10 protein-coding genes, 1 tRNA gene and 2 rRNA genes are annotated in these 18,517 nt (G+C 69.4%); 12 read left to right on the top strand and 1 reads right to left on the bottom strand.

Going from position 1 to position 18,517, the window contains the following annotated elements:
• The 3 genes from ACFY6S_RS07455 to ACFY6S_RS07445 form a co-directional block, all read left to right on the top strand.
• Positions 1-74, top strand: a 23S ribosomal RNA gene (locus ACFY6S_RS07455); the annotation flags it as partial.
• 80 nt (positions 75-154) lie between these two features.
• Positions 155-271: ribosomal RNA gene (rrf, locus tag ACFY6S_RS07450) — 5S ribosomal RNA — on the top strand.
• A 197-nt stretch (positions 272-468) separates the two neighbouring features.
• Positions 469-541 (top strand) — tRNA-Thr (locus ACFY6S_RS07445).
• Between the two features lie 51 nt (positions 542-592).
• Here ACFY6S_RS07445 and ACFY6S_RS07440 read toward each other — a convergent pair.
• Positions 593-3,226 (bottom strand): SpoIIE family protein phosphatase, encoded by a 2,634-nt coding sequence (locus ACFY6S_RS07440; RefSeq protein ID WP_388823837.1) that lies wholly within the window; start codon positions 3,224-3,226, stop codon positions 593-595.
• Between the two features lie 350 nt (positions 3,227-3,576).
• Here ACFY6S_RS07440 and ACFY6S_RS07435 point away from each other — a divergent pair, with 350 nt between their 5' ends.
• The 9 genes from ACFY6S_RS07435 (at position 3,577) to ACFY6S_RS07395 (ending at position 18,347) form a co-directional block, all read left to right on the top strand.
• Positions 3,577-9,153 (top strand): HAMP domain-containing protein, encoded by a 5,577-nt coding sequence (locus tag ACFY6S_RS07435; RefSeq protein WP_388823835.1) that lies wholly within the window; start codon positions 3,577-3,579, stop codon positions 9,151-9,153.
• A 277-nt stretch (positions 9,154-9,430) separates the two neighbouring features.
• Positions 9,431-10,099: a two-component system response regulator gene (locus tag ACFY6S_RS07430; protein WP_388823833.1), complete on the top strand. Its 669-nt coding sequence runs from the start codon at positions 9,431-9,433 to the stop codon at positions 10,097-10,099.
• A gap of 199 nt (positions 10,100-10,298) precedes the next feature.
• On the top strand, positions 10,299-13,181 hold the full coding sequence (locus tag ACFY6S_RS07425) for a DNA translocase FtsK (protein WP_388823831.1): 2,883 nt from the start codon (positions 10,299-10,301) through the stop codon (positions 13,179-13,181).
• A gap of 449 nt (positions 13,182-13,630) precedes the next feature.
• Entirely contained in the window at positions 13,631-14,392 is a 762-nt protein-coding gene (locus ACFY6S_RS07420) for a helix-turn-helix domain-containing protein (protein ID WP_388823906.1), read from the top strand.
• 48 nt (positions 14,393-14,440) lie between these two features.
• A complete protein-coding gene (gene rimO / locus ACFY6S_RS07415) occupies positions 14,441-15,958 on the top strand; it encodes a 30S ribosomal protein S12 methylthiotransferase RimO (protein ID WP_388823829.1) in 1,518 nt (505 codons plus the stop codon).
• Positions 15,955-16,671 carry a CDP-diacylglycerol--glycerol-3-phosphate 3-phosphatidyltransferase gene (pgsA, locus tag ACFY6S_RS07410; protein ID WP_388823827.1) on the top strand — a complete coding sequence of 239 codons (717 nt, stop codon included), beginning with the start codon at positions 15,955-15,957 and terminating at the stop codon, positions 16,669-16,671. The genes rimO and pgsA overlap by 4 nt, the downstream gene beginning before the upstream one ends.
• Positions 16,668-17,201 carry a CinA family protein gene (locus ACFY6S_RS07405; protein ID WP_388823825.1) on the top strand — a complete coding sequence of 178 codons (534 nt, stop codon included), beginning with the start codon at positions 16,668-16,670 and terminating at the stop codon, positions 17,199-17,201. Before pgsA ends, ACFY6S_RS07405 begins: the two co-directional genes overlap by 4 nt.
• A gap of 109 nt (positions 17,202-17,310) precedes the next feature.
• Positions 17,311-17,694 (top strand): helix-turn-helix domain-containing protein, encoded by a 384-nt coding sequence (locus tag ACFY6S_RS07400; protein WP_114662598.1) that lies wholly within the window; start codon positions 17,311-17,313, stop codon positions 17,692-17,694.
• Positions 17,695-17,876: 182 nt separating this feature from the next.
• Positions 17,877-18,347 carry a Dps family protein gene (locus ACFY6S_RS07395; protein WP_388823823.1) on the top strand — a complete coding sequence of 157 codons (471 nt, stop codon included), beginning with the start codon at positions 17,877-17,879 and terminating at the stop codon, positions 18,345-18,347.
• Positions 18,348-18,517: the final 170 nt, after the last annotated feature.

Here is an 18,517-nt window from a genome sequence, read left to right as displayed (position 1 = left end):
GGTTGATAGGCCAGATGTGGAAGACCGGTAACGGTTGGAGCTGACTGGTACTAATAGGCCGAGGGCTTGTCCTCAGTTGCTCGCGTCCACTGTGTTAGTTCTGAAGTAACGAACAGCCGTGTTGTTATCCAGCTGGTTCATATCTTCATAGTGTTTCGGTGGTCATTGCGTGAGGGAAACGCCCGGTTACATTCCGAACCCGGAAGCTAAGCCTCACAGCGCCGATGGTACTGCAGGGGGGACCCTGTGGGAGAGTAGGACGCCGCCGAACAATCATTGTGGGAATGCCCCGCACCAGGTATCTGGTGCGGGGCATTTCTGCGTTCAGGGACAGAAGCGGCAGTGCACCCCCATCCGCCCACCCCGGCCTTGTCCTCCGTCGCCGGCGGTAGGAGCAGACGGAGGAGCAGCAAGACGGACCGGTATTGAGCACACCTGATCATCGGGTATGCTTCTTCTTGTTGCCGCGCCCCAATAGCTCAGTCGGTAGAGCGTCTCCATGGTAAGGAGAAGGTCTACGGTTCGATTCCGTATTGGGGCTCAACAAGAGAAAGGCCCCCGCCATTCGGCGGGGGCCTTTCTCGTTGTCCGCTCAGCGCGGGTCGGACGGAAGCGGTTCCGGTACCCGCATGGCGAGGATGGCCATGTCGTCCGAGGCCGGCTCGGCCGCGAAGCGCTCCACGGCCCGCAGCACGCGCGAGGCGACCGCGCCGGCCGTGAGACCCGTACAGGTCGTCAGGACCTCGGCCAGGCCGTCGTCGCCCAGCATGCGAGTGCCCTCCCTGCGCTCCGTGACGCCGTCGGTGACGCACAGGAGGACGTCCCCCGGGTCCAGGGTCACCGACTGCTCGTACAGCTCCAGATCTTCCATGACGCCCAGCAACGGCTGCGGTTCGGCGGCCGGCTCCACGGTGCCGTCCTGGCGCAGCCGGAGCGGGAGCGGATGACCGGCACAGACCACCTTGAGCAACGCGCTGCCATCTTCCTGTGGCCACAACTCGCCATAGAGAAGCGTCAGGAAGCGGCTGCGGGAACCCTCGTCCAGGATCGCCGCGTTCAGCCGCTCCAGGACCGCCGGGCCGCTGAACCCCTCGCGGGCCAGCAGACGCAACGCGTGGCGGGCCAGGCCGGTGACCGCCGCGGCCTCCGGGCCCGTACCGCAGACATCTCCGATGGCGAAGCCGTAGGCGTCGTCCCCGATCGGGAACAGGTCGTAGAAGTCGCCGCCGACCTCGTTGCCCTCGCCGGCCGCGCGGTAGATCACGTCGACCTCGACGCCGGGCACCTGGGGCAGCCCCGGCGGCAGCAGACTGCGCTGGAGAGCCTGGCTGATGGCTGTGCGCTCCGAATACAGGCGGGCGTTGTCGAGGGCGAGCGCCGCTCGGCGGGAAAGGTCCTCGGCGAGTTCCAGGATCTCCTGGCGGAAGTGGTCGTCGGAGGGCTTGCCGAGCGTCAGCATGCCGATGACGCGGTTGCGCGCCACCAGCGGCAGGACCACGGTCTCGCCGCCGACCGCCGCGGCCGTGGCCAGCGTGGTGCCGACGCTCGACGACGAGTTCTCGGCGTTTCTGCTCAGATCGCGCATGGAGGTACGCAGCGCCGCCTGATGGGCGGCGTCCGCCGGGGCGGTCCAGACGCGGGCGCCGGGGGCCGGCACCGGCTCCGGCGGGTCGATCTTGGAGAGGAGCGCCTTGAGACCGTCGATGCGGTCCTCGTCCTCGTGCAGCACGTAGGAGAGGTACGGGTCCGACGCCTGGTCCGCGATCGTGTAGACCGCGCACCAGGTCGCCAGGGTCGGGACGGTCATCTGCGCCATCAGCGCGAGCGTCTGATCGCGGTCCAGGGTGCCCGCCAGGAGGTCGGACGCCTCCACGAGGAAGGAGAGGGAACCGCGCCGGAGCCGCTCCAGCTCACCGAGCCGGGCCGATTCGACGGCCAGGGCGATACGGTCCGCGGCGAACTGGAGGCGCAGCGCCTCCTCGTTCGAGTAGCGCCCGGCGCCCTCGGCGGCGACGCCCAGCGATCCCGTGAGCCGGCCCTCGACCTTGAGCGGGACGGTGACGACGGAACGCATCCCGGTGTTGTCGAGCAGTGGGACGGCGCCGGGGACGGCCGTGAGGTCCTCGTGGACGGCCGGCATCCGCGCCGAGCCGTACCGTCCCGTGCCGGCTTCCACCGGAACGCGGGCGAACCGCTGGCGGGCGGAGGGCAGTCCGGTGGAGGCCCGCACCTCCAGCTCCGTCTCGTCGTCCGTCGCGAGCAGCAGGAAGGCCGAGTCGCCGTCGAGCATGTCGCGGGCCCGTTCGACCGTGCGCTGGAGGAGCCCGTCGAGATCGTCGGGGGCGGGGGAGCCGATGAAGACCTCGAAGGGGTCCGCCGCGCGGCTCTCCGCGCCCGCCTCGGTGACGGGGGTGCGCAAGGGCGTCTGGATGACGGCGCGTTCGTAGTCCCGGACGAGAAGACAGACGGTGGAGGGCTCGCCGTGGGTGTCGCGGACCCGCAGGTGGGTGGCGTACACGGGGATGACACGGCCGTCGGCGCCCCTGATGCCGTAACTTCCCTCCCACCGGGAGAGCTGGAGCGCCTCGACGAAACCGGTGCCGATACCGGGGGTTTGCGGCCAGGCGGCGATGTCGGCGAGGGGTTTTCCGATGACCTTCTCGGCGGCGTATCCGAAGATGCTCTCCGCGTCCTCGTTCCAGTTGACCACCGTGCCACCGCGGTCGATCTGCACGACGGCGACCCTGACGCGTTCGTCGGCGACGGGCAGCAGGCCGGTGGGGAGAACGGGCCCGGACGAGCGGGTGCCCACTTGCCGCTGGGGAAGCTCCAGCTGGAACCACACCTGCTTCAAGGTTGGCGTGTACTCGACACCCCAGCGGGAGGCGAGGGCGGCGCACAGCAGCAACCCCCGGCCGTTCTCCTGGTCGGGAGAGGCGAAGGCCCGGCCCGACGCCTGGACGGGTACCTCGCGCTCCGGGTAGCGGTCCGCCACCTCGATACGGACGCCGTCCTCGGTGCGCAGACAGAGGACATCGGCCGCGGTGCCGGCGTGGATGACGGCGTTGGTGACGAGTTCGCTGGTGAGCACGACGGCGTCGTCGACGACATCCGAGTATCCCCACCCCTGGAGCGTGTCACGGACAAAGGCGCGGGCCGTCGCCACGGACCGCCCTACCGGGTCGAAGGTGGCAGCCGCACGCGCGGTGATCACAGCACTCCCCATTGGTCTTTCGTCGCTCCCCCGAGTTCTGTGCCCGTTTCTCGCGGCTTCGATTCGCTTGCCAGGCTAGACGGTCGGCCAGGGCCACGTGTGACGGAGTCCCGACTCGGTGGAGCCCTGTGCGGTCCGCGGCCGGGAGCGGAACCTCTGAAGGGGGGTGCGCGAGGGGGTGGGGCCGTCTCACCGGACCCCGCGGTGGGGCCGACGACATCACCGCCCTTGTAGGCTTCAACGATTTGACGCTCGCGTGGTCACGCGCCAACTGTTGATGGTGGCAGTGAGTCGCAGTGAAACACTGGGCAAGCTTGCGGAGAAGGCTCGGGCAGTACGGAAACCCCTGCGGGAGGGACACGGTGGAGTCTGGCACGGCGGCGCGTGGCACGAGCACGCGCGCGAAAGGCGGACGGTCCCGAAGCGGCGGCGGGACCGTCGAGGTGGACGCGGGTGAGCTCAGCAGGCTGCTGACGGCTCTGGAGTCGATGCGGGACGGGAACTTCCGTAAACGCCTGACGGTCTCGGGCGACGACGTGATGGCGGAGATCGCCGCCGTCTTCAACGAGGTCGCCGACCGCAATCTGCACCTCACCGGGGAACTGGCCCGCGTACGGCGCGTCGTCGGGCGCGAGGGAAAGCTCACGGAGCGGCTGGAGACCGGGACCTGCGAGGGCTCCTGGGCAGCCGCGATCGACGCGTCGAACGCCCTGGTGGACGATCTGGCGCGGCCCGTCTCCGAGGTGGGCCGGGTGCTCTCCGCGGTCGCGGACGGCGATCTGGAGCAGCGCATGGAGTTGCGCTCCCAGTCGTCGGAGGGCCCGGAGCGGCCGTTGCGCGGCGAGTTCCTTAAGGTGGCCCGTACGGTCAACAACCTGGTCGACCAGCTCTCCGCTTTCACCGACGAGGTGACCCGGGTGGCGCTGGAGGTCGGTACCGAGGGCAAGCTCGGGGGCCAGGCCAAGGTGCGCGGAATGTCCGGGTCGTGGAAGGACCTCACGGACTCCGTCAACACGATGGCCTACCGGTTGACCGCTCAAGTGCGTGACATCGCGCTCGTCACGACGGCCGTCGCCAAGGGCGATCTGTCGCGCAAGGTCACCGTCCATGTGGCCGGCGAGATGCTCCAGCTGAAGAACACCGTCAACACCATGGTGGATCAGCTGTCCTCTTTCTCCTCCGAGGTCACCAGGGTGGCCCGGGAGGTGGGCACCGAGGGCGAGCTGGGTGGTCAGGCGACCGTGCCGGGGGTCGCCGGGGTCTGGAAGGACCTCACCGATTCGGTGAACACGATGGCCGGGAACCTGACGAGCCAGGTGCGGGGCATCGCCGAGGTGACGACGGCGGTCGCCAGCGGTGACCTGTCGCAGAAGGTCACGGTGAGCGCGCGCGGCGAGATGGCGCAGCTCGCCGAGACGATCAACCAGATGACCGAGACGCTGCGCACCTTCGCCGACGAGGTGACCAGGGTCGCGAGCGAGGTCGGGGCCGAGGGGCTGCTCGGTGGTCAGGCGCAGGTGCCGGGGGCGGCGGGGACGTGGAAGGACCTGACGGACTCCGTCAACACCGCCTTCCGCAATCTCACCGGTCAGGTGCGGGACATCGCGCAGGTGACGACGGCGGTCGCGAACGGGGACCTGTCGCAGAAGGTCACCGTGGATGTCGCCGGGGAGATGCTGGAGCTGAAGAACACCGTCAACACGATGGTGGACCAGCTCCAGTCGTTCGGTTCCGAGGTCACGCGCGTGGCGCGGGAGGTCGGTGTCGAGGGCCGGCTGGGCGGTCAGGCGGAGGTGCCCGGGGCGGCGGGGACGTGGAAGGACCTGACGGACTCCGTCAACACCGCCTTCCGTAACCTCACCGGTCAGGTGCGGGACATCGCGCAGGTGACCACGGCGGTCGCGAACGGCGATCTGTCGCAGAAGGTCACCGTGGATGTCGCGGGCGAGATGCTGGAGCTGAAGAACACCGTCAACACGATGGTGGCGCAGCTGTCCTCGTTCGCCGACCAGGTGACGGTCATGGCCCGGGACGTGGGGACGGAGGGCCGGCTCGGTGGTCAGGCGCGGGTCGACGGCGTCAGCGGTACGTGGAAGGAGCTGACCGACTCCGTCAACTTCATGGCGGGGAACCTCACCGATCAGGTCCGTAACATCGCGCAGGTGACCACGGCGGTGGCGCGGGGGGATCTGTCGCAGAAGATCGACGTGGACGCGCGTGGCGAGATCCTTGAGCTGAAGAACACGATCAACACGATGGTCGACCAGCTCTCGGCCTTCGCCGAACAGGTCACCAGGGTCGCGCGCGAGGTGGGCACGGACGGCCGGCTCGGCGGTCAGGCGCAGGTGCCCGGCGTCGCCGGGGTCTGGCGTGACCTGACCGACTCCGTGAACGGCATGGCCGGCAACCTGACGGATCAGGTCCGCAACATCGCCCAGGTCGCCACGGCGGTGGCGCGGGGGGACCTCTCGCAGAAGATCGACGTGGACGCGCGCGGCGAGATCCTTGAGCTGAAGAACACCCTGAACACCATGGTGGATCAGCTGTCCAACTTCGCCGAGCAGGTGACCCGCGTGGCCCGCGAGGTGGGTACGGAGGGCATCCTCGGCGGGCAGGCCGAGGTGCAGGGCGTCTCGGGCACCTGGAAGGACCTGACGCAGTCCGTCAACTTCATGGCGAACAATCTGACCTCGCAGGTGCGCAATATCGCCGAGGTCACCACGGCCGTCGCCAAGGGCGATCTGTCGAAGAAGATCACCGTCGACGCCCGGGGCGAGATCCTCGATCTGGTGACGACCGTCAACACGATGGTCGACCAGCTGCTGAACTTCGCCGACGAGGTGACGCGTGTCGCCCGTGAGGTGGGTACGGAAGGCATCCTGGGTGGCCAGGCCAGGGTTCGGGGCGTCACCGGGATCTGGAAGGACCTCAGCGACAACGTCAACACCATGGCCAACAACCTGACCAGCCAGGTGCGCAACATCTCGCGCGTCTCCTCGGCCGTGGCCAACGGCGATCTGACCAAGAAGGTGACGGTCGAGGCACGCGGCGAGGTCGCGGAGCTGGCCGACACCGTCAACACGATGGTGACGACGCTGTCGTCGTTCGCGGACGAGGTGACGCGCGTCGCGCGCGAGGTGGGCACCGAGGGCGAGCTGGGCGGCCAGGCCCGGGTGCCCGGCGTCTCCGGCACGTGGAAGGACCTCACCGAGTCCGTGAACTCGATGGCGTCCAACCTGACCGGCCAGGTGCGCCAGATCGCGACGGTCACCACCGCCATCGCCAAGGGCGATCTCACCAAGAAGATCGACATCGACGCGCGCGGGGAGATCCTTAAGCTGAAGAACACCATCAACACGATGGTCGACCAGCTCTCCTCGTTCGCCGACCAGGTCACCAGGGTGGCCCGTGAGGTGGGCACGGACGGCCAGCTGGGCGGTCAGGCGCGGGTGCGGGACGTCGACGGGACCTGGCGCGACCTCACCGAATCGGTGAACGAGATGGCCGGGAACCTGACCCGTCAGGTACGGGCCATCGCCGCCGTGGCCACGGCGGTGACCAGGGGCGATCTGAACCTCAAGATCGACGTCGACGCGGCGGGCGAGATCCAGGTCCTCCAGGACAACATCAATACGATGATCGCCAATCTCCGGGACACCACCCTCGCCAATGAGGAGCAGGACTGGCTGAAGGGCAACCTCGCCCGGATCTCCGGTCTGATGCAGGGGCGGCGCGACCTGGAGGACGTGGCCTCGCTGATCATGAGCGAGCTGACGCCGGTGGTCTCGGCGCAGCACGGCGCGTTCTTCCTGGCGATGCAGACGGGCTCGGTGCCCCAGGTGGGTACGGATGTGGGCCGGGACGGTTCGTACGAGCTGTGCATGCGCGGCAGTTACGGCTACTCGGCGGGCTCGATGCCGACCTCCTTCCGGCCGGGCGAGACGCTCATCGGCACGGCGGCCGAGGAGAAGCGCACCATCCAGGTCAAGGTGCCGCCCGGGTATCTGAAGATCTCGTCCGGACTGGGGGAGGCGTCCCCGGCGCATGTGATCGTGCTTCCGGTGCTCTTCGAGGGCAAGGTCCTCGGAGTGATCGAGCTGGCGTCGTTCCAGCCGTTCACCCAGATCCAGCGGGACTTCCTCAACCAGATCGCCGAGATGATCGCGACCAGCGTCAACACCATCAGCGTCAACTCGAAGACCGAGGTGCTGCTGAAGCAGTCGCAGGAGTTGACGGAGCAGCTGCGGGAGCGGTCGGCGGAGCTGGAGAACCGGCAGAAGGCCCTCCAGGAGTCCAACGCGGAGCTGGAGGACAAGGCCGAGCTGCTGGCGCAGCAGAACCGCGACATCGAGGTGAAGAACACCGAGATCGAAGAGGCCAGGCAGGTGTTGGAGGAGCGGGCTGAGCAGCTCGCGGTCTCGATGCGTTACAAGTCCGAGTTCCTGGCGAACATGTCGCACGAGCTGCGTACGCCGCTCAACTCGCTGCTGATCCTGGCGAAGCTGCTGGCGGACAACGCGGAGTCGAATCTCTCCCCGAAGCAGGTGGAGTTCGCGGAGACGATCCACGGCGCGGGGTCGGACCTGCTTCAGCTGATCAACGACATCCTCGATCTGTCGAAGGTCGAGGCGGGCAAGATGGACGTGAGTCCGACCCGTATCGCCCTGGTCCAGCTGGTCGACTATGTGGAGGCGACGTTCCGGCCGCTCACGGCGGAGAAGGGACTCGACTTCTCGGTACGGGTCTCGCCCGAGCTGCCCGCGACGCTGCACACCGACGAGCAGCGGCTGCTCCAGGTCCTGCGCAACCTGCTGTCCAACGCGGTGAAGTTCACCGACGGCGGCGCGGTGGAGCTGGTGATCCGGCCGGCGGGCACGGATGTGCCGGACGCCATCAGGGAGCAGCTCCTGGAGGCCGGTTCGCTGCGCGACGCGGACGGGGACCTGATCGCGTTCTCGGTGACCGACACGGGCATCGGAATCGCGGCGAGCAAGATGCGCGTGATCTTCGAGGCGTTCAAGCAGGCCGACGGCACGACGAGCCGGAAGTACGGCGGTACGGGGCTGGGTCTGTCCATCAGCCGTGAGATCGCGCGGTTGCTCGGTGGTGAGATCCACGCGGCGAGCGAGCCGGGGCGCGGCTCGACCTTCACTCTCTACCTGCCGCTGCACCCGAGCCAACTGCCCCCGCAGGGCTACCCGCAGCTGTCGCCGGCCGGCAGGCAGCCGCAGCCCCGGGTGGCGGACGACACCACGGACGAGACGCTGGGACAGACCTGGCCGGAGGCGTCGCACCCCGCGGAGCTGCCGGGCCCCGCGGCGCTGTTCAGGCGCCGCCGCAAGGGCGTGGGCGCGGGGTCGGCGGAGCGCGACGCCGGGGCGGCGGCCGGGCCGGTGCAGGGCGGTCAGGCGTGGGAGGACGCTCCAGTGGCTGCTGAGAGGCCCGCCGGGGAGCCGTCCGGGGGCGGCGGCCCGTGGACGGTGGGCGCCGCCGCGTCCGGGCGTCAGGAGGCTTCGGACGAAGCGGCCGACGAGGCACCCGCCGAGAGGCGCGCTTTCATGTTCACCGGCGAGAAGGTGCTCATTGTCGACGACGACATCCGCAACGTCTTCGCTCTCACCAGCGTGCTGGAACAGCACGGTCTGTCGGTGCTGTACGCGGAGAACGGCCGCGAGGGCATCGAAGTCCTAGAGCAGCACGACAATGTGACGGTCGTTCTGATGGACATCATGATGCCGGAGATGGACGGGTACGCGACGACGACGGCGATCCGGCGGATGCCGCAGTTCGCCGGGCTGCCCATCATCGCGCTCACCGCGAAGGCGATGAAGGGCGACAAGGAGAAGGCCCTGGACGCCGGGGCTTCCGACTATGTGACGAAGCCCGTCGATCCGGATCACCTGCTGTCGGTGATGGAGCGGTGGATGCACGGCGAGTGACCGAACCGCGTGACGATCGGATCGCGATGAGGTCCCACCGCGTCCGCGGGCGTGTGAGCCACCGGTATTCGGGGAACCTTCTGGGCTTCCGTGACGTTTCCGCTTCGAGCACAGTGACATCACCGTGACAGGGTGTGGCGACGGGCGGGGTGCGGCTACGATGACCGGCACAAGGACGGACGGCGTAAGGGAGTCGTCCTCTGGGGCGGCGCCCGGTGTGACACCGGGCCTCGCGAACAGGGGACGCTCCGCGCCGGGGCGAGGAGGGCGGGCGGCCATGGTGCAGAAGGCCAAGATCCTCCTGGTTGATGACCGGCCGGAGAATCTGCTGGCGCTGGAGGCCATTCTCTCCGCGCTCGATCAGACGCTGGTGCGGGCATCGTCAGGGGAGGAAGCGCTCAAAGCGCTGCTGACGGACGACTTCGCGGTCATTCTGCTGGATGTCCAGATGCCGGGGATGGACGGGTTCGAGACCGCCGCGCACATCAAGCGGCGGGAACGTACCCGCGACATCCCGATCATTTTTCTCACAGCGATCAACCACGGCCCGCATCACACCTTCCGCGGATACGCGGCGGGCGCGGTGGACTACATCTCGAAGCCGTTCGACCCCTGGGTGCTGCGTGCCAAGGTGTCGGTCTTCGTCGAGCTGTACATGAAGAACTGCCAGCTGAAGGAGCAGGCGGAGCTGCTCAGGCTTCAGCTCGCCGGAGCGGGCGGGGCGAGAGAGCCGGCCGGTCTGCTGGCCGAACTGTCCGCGCGGCTCGCGGCAGTTGAGGAGCAGGCCGAAGCCCTCTCCAAGCAGTTGGACGACGACGCGGCGGATGCCTCGGCGGTGGCGACCGCCGCTCATCTGGAGCGCAAACTCACCGGTCTGCGGCGGGCGCTGGACGCGTTGGAGCCGGGGACGGGAAGCGGCATGCCGCCGCTCCCCTCACAGAGCTGAGCGCGGTCCGCCGGCTTCGAGCGGGGTCCCGCCCGGCCGGTGAGGTGCGGTGAATTCCGTGTTCCGCCGCCGCCGACAGCCCCCTCGGCCGCTGCCCGCGTCACGCCGCGTCAGTTTCGCGTCGCGTTGCGAGCGACACGAACGGGTGAAGCGGTAGTCACACGTGTCCCCGGCCGTTCACACCGGTAACCTCACCCCCATGGCCTCACGTACGTCCGGCAACGGCTCCCAGGGCACGGCGGGCACCGCGAAGCCGCGGGCCGGCCGTACGACCGGCCCCGCGAAGGCGGCGGCCGCCAAGAAGACAGCGGCGAAGAAGACGGCGCCCGCGAAGAAGGCCCCGGTCAAGAGGGCCCCGGTCAAGAGGGCCCCGGCGAAGAAGGCCGCCGCCCGACCGGCGCCCAGGCCCGCGCCGTCCCCCACCGGGGGTGTGTACCGCGTGGTCCGCGCCGTATGGCTGGGTGCGGCACACAGCGTGGGCGCGATGTTCCGGGGCATAGGGCGCGGCGCCAAGGGTCTCGACCCGGCGCACCGCAAGGACGGAGTGGCACTTCTGCTGCTCGGCATCGCCCTCGTCGTCGCGGCGGGCACCTGGTCGAACCTCCAGGGCCCGGTCGGTGATCTGGTCGAGATGCTGATCACGGGTGCCTTCGGCCGCCTCGACCTGCTCGTACCGATACTGCTGGGCGTCATCGCCGTTCGACTGATCCTCTATCCCGAGAAACCCGACGCCAACGGCCGGATCGTCATCGGGCTCTCCGCACTGGTCGTCGGTGTCCTCGGGCTCGTCCACATCGCCTGCGGTGCCCCGGGACGCGACGAGGGCACCGCCGTGATGCAGGACGCGGGCGGGCTCATCGGCTGGGCCGCGTCCATGCCGCTGATCTTCACCACCGGCGACGTGCTCGCCGTACCGCTGCTGCTGCTGCTCACGGTCTTCGGTCTGCTGGTCGTCACCGCGACCCCCGTCAACGCCATTCCCCGCCGACTGCGGCAACTCGGCGTCAAACTGGGGATCGTCGAACCCCCCTCCGGGCGCGGACGGTTCGACGACGAGGACTACGACGCGTACGACGACGGGCCGTACAACGACGACGAGCGTTACGACGAGCAGTGGCGCCAAGCGCTGCCGGCGGCGGGCGCCCGCCGCCCGTCCTCGCGACGCGCTGGACCGCCGCAGGAGTACGACGCGGACCGGGCCGAGTCCGAGGCGCTCGCCAAGCGGCGCAGGCCGCGCAGGTCCTCCGCGCAGCCGTCCACGGACCGGTCCATGGACGCGGTGGATGTGGCGGCCGCCGCCGCGGCGGCGCTGGACGGTGCCGTGCTCAACGGGATGCCGCCCTCGCCGGTCGTCGCCGACCTCACCCAGGGCGTCACCGACCGCACGCGCAAGCCCGGACAGCGCCCCGGCGAGCGGGCCGACCGGCCGGCGCCCGCCGACGAGAGCGACGTGGAGCGTTCGGCGCCGGTACCGGCGGCGCGCGAGGAGCGGTCCCGGCCCGCCGGCGCACGCCCGGGGGCCGGCGCCGTGGCGGACCTGACCAAGCCGACGCCCGCACAGGACAAGCCGCTGCCGGCGCGGGCCGAGCAGCTCCGGCTGAGCGGCGACATCACGTACTCACTGCCCTCGCTGGACCTGCTGGAGCGCGGCGGCCCCGGCAAGACGCGCAGCGCCGCCAACGACGCCGTCGTCGCCTCGCTCACCACCGTCTTCCAGGAGTTCAAGGTCGACGCGGCCGTCACCGGATTCACCCGGGGCCCGACGGTCACGCGGTACGAGGTGGAGCTGGGCCCGGCCGTCAAGGTCGAGCGGATCACCGCGCTCACCAAGAACATCGCCTACGCCGTCGCCAGCCCCGACGTACGGATCATCTCCCCGATCCCCGGCAAGTCCGCGGTCGGCATCGAGATCCCCAACACCGACCGGGAGATGGTCAACCTCGGCGATGTGCTGCGCCTCGCGGACGCCGCCGAGGACGACCACCCGATGCTGGTGGCGCTCGGCAAGGACGTCGAGGGCGGCTACGAGATGGCCAATCTCGCGAAGATGCCCCATCTGCTGGTGGCGGGAGCGACCGGCTCGGGAAAGTCGTCGTGCATCAACTGCCTGATCACCTCGGTGATGGTCCGGGCGACCCCGGAGGACGTCCGGATGGTCCTCGTGGACCCCAAGCGGGTCGAGCTGACCGCGTACGAGGGCATCCCGCACCTGATCACACCGATCATCACCAACCCCAAGCGGGCCGCCGAGGCGCTCCAGTGGGTCGTGCGCGAGATGGATCTGCGCTACGACGACCTGGCGGCCTACGGCTTCCGGCACATCGACGACTTCAACAAGGCCGTGCGCGACGGCAAGGTCAAGGTGCCGGAGGGCAGCGAGCGCGAGCTGTCCCCGTACCCGTATCTGCTGGTCATCGTGGACGAGCTGGCGGACCTGATGATGGTCGCACCGCGTGACGTCGAGGACGCCATCGTCCGTATCACCCAGCTGGCCCGAGCCGCCGGCATCCATCTGGTGCTCGCCACGCAGCGCCCCTCGGTCGACGTGGTCACCGGGCTGATCAAGGCGAACGTGCCCTCGCGGCTCGCCTTCGCGACGTCCTCGCTGGCGGACAGCCGGGTCATCCTCGACCAGCCGGGCGCGGAGAAGCTGATCGGCAAGGGCGACGGCCTGTTCCTCCCGATGGGAGCGAACAAACCGACCCGTATGCAGGGCGCCTTCGTCACCGAGGAGGAGATCCAGGCCGTCGTCCAGCACTGCAAGGACCAGATGGCGCCGGTCTTCCGGGACGACGTGGTGGTCGGTACGGCGAAGAAGAAGGAGATCGACGAGGACATCGGTGACGATCTCGATCTGCTCTGCCAGGCCGTCGAGCTGGTGGTCTCCACCCAGTTCGGCTCCACCTCGATGCTCCAGCGCAAGCTGCGGGTCGGATTCGCCAAGGCGGGCCGGCTGATGGATCTCATGGAATCGAGGAACATCGTGGGGCCGAGCGAGGGGTCCAAGGCCCGTGACGTTCTGGTCAAGGCGGATGAGCTGGACGGGGTGCTCGGCGTGATCCGGGGGGAGAACCCGGCCTGATCCGGACGGAAGACGCGGAACCCGGGGCCGTTCCACCCGGTCGGTCCCCGGACGGCGGCGGCCCCACCGGCGACTCGCCGGAAGGGGTGACGCCGTACGGGGGGAATCTTCCCGCCGTACGGGGGGAATCCTCGCGGATTTAACGGGAAGCCGGAGCGCAACCGTTTCCCTTGGACAGGCGTCAAGTTGGAGAGGGGAAAAGTATCGTCCTCCCCCTTCGCGCCGTCCGGCCCTTCTGATGGCGTACAAAGTGCATCCGCCCGGTTGCCCCACCCTTTCGTACCACCCATAGACTGAACGTCCAGCAGGTGGCTACACGCTCGAAAGGCGCCCCCGTGTCCATCGGCAATTCTTCCGACGGCAAATCCCCCGACGGCAACGCCCCCGACGACCAGGTTTCCGGGGGTCAGCAGCCCGACGGCAACCCTCCCGAAGACGATCGGCCCTCGATCGGCCGGGCGCTTCAGCAGGCGCGTATCGCAGCGAACCTGACGGTCGACGAGATCAGCGGCTCCACCCGGGTGCGCATTCCCATCGTGCACGCGATCGAACAGGACGACTTCTCGCGCTGCGGGGGCGACGTCTACGCCCGTGGGCACATCCGGATGCTCGCCCGTGAGGTGGGACTCGACCCCGAGCCCCTCATCGAGCAGTTCGACTCCGAGCGCGGAGGGCGTCCCGCGCCGACCCCGGCCGCGCCGATGTTCGAAGCGGAGCGGATCAGGCCCGAGCGGCGCCGCCCCAACTGGACCGCCGCCATGGTGGCCGCGATCGTCGCCGTGGTCGGGTTCGTCGGCTTCACCCTGTTCAACGGCGGCGGCGACACGGCGAAGAACAAAGAGGTCGCCGAGGGCCCCGAGCCCGGAAAGAGCGAGGTCGAGCCCAGCGCCAGCAAGAAGACCGAGCCCAAGCCCGACCCGTCCGACAGCGCGATCGCCGCGGCGCCGCGCGACAAGGTCACGGTGAAGCTGTCGGCCATGGACGACAAGAGCTGGATCTCCGCCAAGGCGCACAACGGCCGACTGCTGTTCGACGGAATCCTGCTCAAGGGTGATTCCAAGACGTTCCAGGACGACGAGCAGATCGATCTGATCCTCGGCAACGCCGGCGCGATCGAGCTGTACGTGAACGGCAAGAAGGTCCAGGACGAGTTCCAGTCCGGCCAGGTCGAGCGTCTTTCGTACACGCAGGGTGACCCCGAGGCGGGCTGAGCACCCTGCACGGCAGGGGCAGGGCCAGGACAAAGTAGTCTTGCGCCCATGCCCGAACGCCGTACCGTCGCCCTTGTCACTCTTGGCTGCGCCCGTAACGAGGTGGACTCGGAGGAGCTTGCAGGCCGCTTGGCAGCGGACGGCTGGGAGCTCGTCCAGGACGCCTCAGGGGCGGATGTCGCCGTCGTCAACACCTGCGGATTCGTCGAGGCCGCGAAGAAGGACTCCGTCGACGCCCTGCTGGAAGCCAACGATCTCAAGGATCAAGGCAGAACCCAGGCCGTGGTGGCCGTCGGCTGCATGGCCGAGCGTTACGGCAAGGAGCTGGCCGACGCGCTGCCCGAGGCGGACGGCGTGCTCGGCTTCGACGACTACGCCGATATCTCCGACCGCCTCCAGACCATCCTGAACGGCGGCATCCACGCCTCCCACACCCCCCGCGACCGGCGCAAGCTGCTGCCGCTCAGCCCGGTCGAGCGGCAGGGCGCCGATGTGGCGCTGCCCGGCCACGCCCAGACCCTCGACGAGGTGGCGCCGGCCCCCGCGGACCTGCCGGACGGGATCGCCCCGGCCTCCGGGCCCCGCGCGCCCCTGCGGCGGCGCCTCGACACCAGCCCCGTCGCCTCCGTGAAGCTCGCCTCCGGCTGCGACCGGCGCTGCTCCTTCTGCGCCATTCCCTCCTTCCGCGGCTCCTTCATCTCCCGGCGCCCCTCCGACGTGCTCGGCGAAACGCGCTGGCTGGCCGAGCAGGGCGTCAAGGAGGTCATGCTCGTCTCCGAGAACAACACGTCGTACGGCAAGGACCTCGGCGACATCCGGCTGCTGGAGACCCTGCTGCCCGAGCTGGCGGCCGTCGACGGGATCGAGCGGGTGCGCGTCAGCTACCTCCAGCCCGCCGAGATGCGGCCGGGACTCATCGACGTCCTGACCTCGACCCCGAAGGTCGCGCCCTACTTCGACCTGTCCTTCCAGCACTCCGCGCCGAACGTGCTGCGCGCGATGCGGCGCTTCGGCGACACCGACCGCTTCCTGGAACTGCTGGAGACCATCCGGGGCAAGGCCCCGCAGGCCGGTGTGCGCTCCAACTTCATCGTCGGGTTCCCCGGCGAGACCGAGGCGGACTTCGCCGAGCTGGAACGCTTCCTCACGGGCGCGCGGCTCGACGCCGTCGGAGTCTTCGGCTATTCGGACGAGGACGGTACCGAGGCCGCCACCTACGACGGCAAGCTGGACGAGGACGTCGTCTCCGAGCGGCTGGCGCATCTGTCGCGACTGGCCGAGGAACTGACCGCACAGCGGGCCGAGGAACGGCTCGGTGAGAGCCTTGAGGTGCTCGTCGAGTCCATCGACCCGGAGGGCGCCGACGGCGCGGCGGCGGTGGGCCGGGCCGCCCATCAGGCGCCCGAGACGGACGGCCAGGTGATCTTCACATCGCGCGAGGGGCTGCGTCCCGGCCGTATGGTCGGTGCGAAGGTGATCGGCACCGAGGGCGTGGACCTGGTGGCCGAGTGCTACGAGATTCCGGGGGACGAGCCGCGGACCCCGGGCGAGGAGGCGGCCAGATGACCGGAGTGCCGGCGTCCGCGGCGGGCGGCACCGGTGCGACGCCGGTGACCGGCGGCCCCGACGGCAACCCGGGGCCCGGCCGCAAACCGGCAGGCGGCAAGCTGGGGGCGGCGGCGGTCAATCAGGCCAGTCTGTGGAACATCGCCAACATCCTCACCATGCTGCGGCTGGTGCTCGTGCCGTGCTTCGTCCTGCTGCTGCTCCAGGACGGCGGTTTCGACCCCGTCTGGCGGGCCTGGGCCTGGGCGGCGTTCGCGGTCGCCATGATCACGGACATCTTCGACGGGCACCTGGCCCGTGCGTACAACCTGGTCACCGACTTCGGGAAGATCGCCGATCCGATCGCGGACAAGGCGATCATGGGGGCGGCGCTGGTCTGTCTGTCCGCGCTCGGTGATCTGCCGTGGTGGGTGACCGGGGTCATTCTCTTCCGTGAACTCGGCATCACCCTGTTGCGGTTCTGGGTGATCAGGCACGGAGTGATTCCCGCCAGCCGCGGCGGCAAGATGAAGACGCTGGCCCAGGGCACGGCCGTGGGCATGTACGTGCTCGCGCTGACCGGGCCGCTGGCGACGCTGCGCTTCTGGGTGATGGCCGTCGCCGTCCTCCTGACGGTCCTCACCGGGCTCGACTACGTGCGCCAGGCGATCGTGCTGCGGCGCCAGGGGCTCGCCGCCGAGCGGGCCGAGGCCGAGGCGGAGTCCGCGCGGTGAGCGGCGCGGAAGGTCCGGCCGCGCCGGTCGCGGCCGCCGTGCTGGCCGCACTGGACGAGCGCGGCGGGACACTGGCGGTCGCGGAATCCCTCACCGGCGGTCTGGTGGCCGCGGAGCTGACGGCCGTCCCCGGTGCCTCCCGGACGTTCCGCGGCTCCGTCACGGCGTACGCGACCGACCTCAAGCGGGACGTGCTCGGCGTCGACGGGGCCCTGCTCGCGGAGCGCGGTGCGGTGGACGCCGAGGTCGCGCGCCAGATGGCGGCCGGCGTGCGGCGGCTGCTCGACACCACCTGGGGCGTGGCGACCACCGGCGTGGCGGGCCCCGATCCGCAGGACGGACAGCCGGTCGGCACCGTGTACGTGGCGGTCGCCGGGCCGCTGGACACGGGGAAAGTGGTCGCGCTGCGGTTGAACGGCGAGCGGGCGGACATCCGTAAAGAGAGTGTGCGGAGCGTGCTCGGGCTGCTCCTCAGCGAACTGTCCGGTAACGGGCGGGCACAGGATACGGAAGAGAACGGGGGGATTTGATGTTTACAGCCCTGAGTGAACACGACATCACTCCCCGCACGGCCGCCGCGCGAGGCGGTACGGTGGGGCGTGAAGGATGCGGCTACGCGGTCCGAGGAGGGAGCCACCGATGATTCTGCTCCGTCGCCTGCTGGGTGACGTGCTGCGTCGGCAGCGCCAGCGTCAGGGCCGTACTCTGCGCGAAGTCTCCTCGTCCGCCCGGGTCTCGCTCGGCTATCTCTCCGAGGTGGAGCGGGGGCAGAAGGAGGCATCCTCCGAACTGCTCTCCGCGATCTGCGACGCGCTTGACGTACGGATGTCCGAGCTCATGCGTGAAGTGAGCGACGAACTGTCGTTGGCGGAGCTGGCCGCGTCGGCGGCGGCGAACGAGCCGCTGTCTGCGCCGGTACGCCCCATGCTCAATTCCGTCTCTGTGACGTCGGTGGCCGGAGTGCCGACGGAACGGGTGACCATCAAGGCGCCTGCGGAGGCGGTGGATGTCGTCGCCGCCTGACAGCGCTCCGTTCAAGAGGTTTGCCGAGAACCCCGGTTGGTGTCCTTACCGACCGGGGTTCTCGCTGTTCCACCACCGGGCTCCCGCCGCTTCTCCAGAAGACCACTTTGTCGCATTTATGCAATGGTGGGAACTGAGAGAAGTGAATCGAGACGGAAGAGACTGGAACAGGAGGATCTTGCATGTCTGTCGTGAAGAGTTCCCTGTCCGAGGAGAATCTGAAGCTGGTCGGTGAGGCGCTCCAAGGCGCGCTGGTCGACCTGGTCGATCTCTCGCTGGTGGCCAAGCAGGTCCACTGGAACATCGTCGGGCCGCGTTTCCGGTCCGTGCACCTCCAGCTCGACGACGTCGTGACCACGGCGCGCCAGCACTCGGACACGGTCGCGGAGCGGGCCTCCGCGATGGGCGTGACGCCGGACGGGCGGGCCGCCACCGTGGCGGCGACAAGCGCGATCGGCCCCGTGCCCAATGGCTGGATCAAGGACGTGGACGCCGTACGCATCCTGGTGGAGGCGCTCGGCGCGGTGATCACCCGGATGCGTGAGCGGGTCCAGGTGACGGACGCGCCGGATCCGGTGACGCAGGATGTGCTGATCCAGGTGGCCGCGGACCTGGAGAAGCATGCCTGGATGTTCCAGGCGGAGAGCGCGTAGTCCCGGTCCGCGCCGGTGGCGCCGACCGGTTCCGGAGCCGGGTCGGCCCTGGCGGTGGACCGGGCCGGTCCCGGCTTCGTACGGGCGGTCCCGGACCTCGGTGCGTACGGGGCCCGGGCCCGGTGTGAGGGCCCCGGAGCGGACGCCTCGCAACCGGGCGCTCAGCGGGG

This window comes from Streptomyces sp. NPDC012835 (assembly GCF_042900885.1).
Taxonomy (GTDB): Bacteria; Actinomycetota; Actinomycetes; order Streptomycetales; family Streptomycetaceae; genus Streptomyces.
This window is presented reverse-complemented; position numbering and strand designations above follow the sequence as displayed.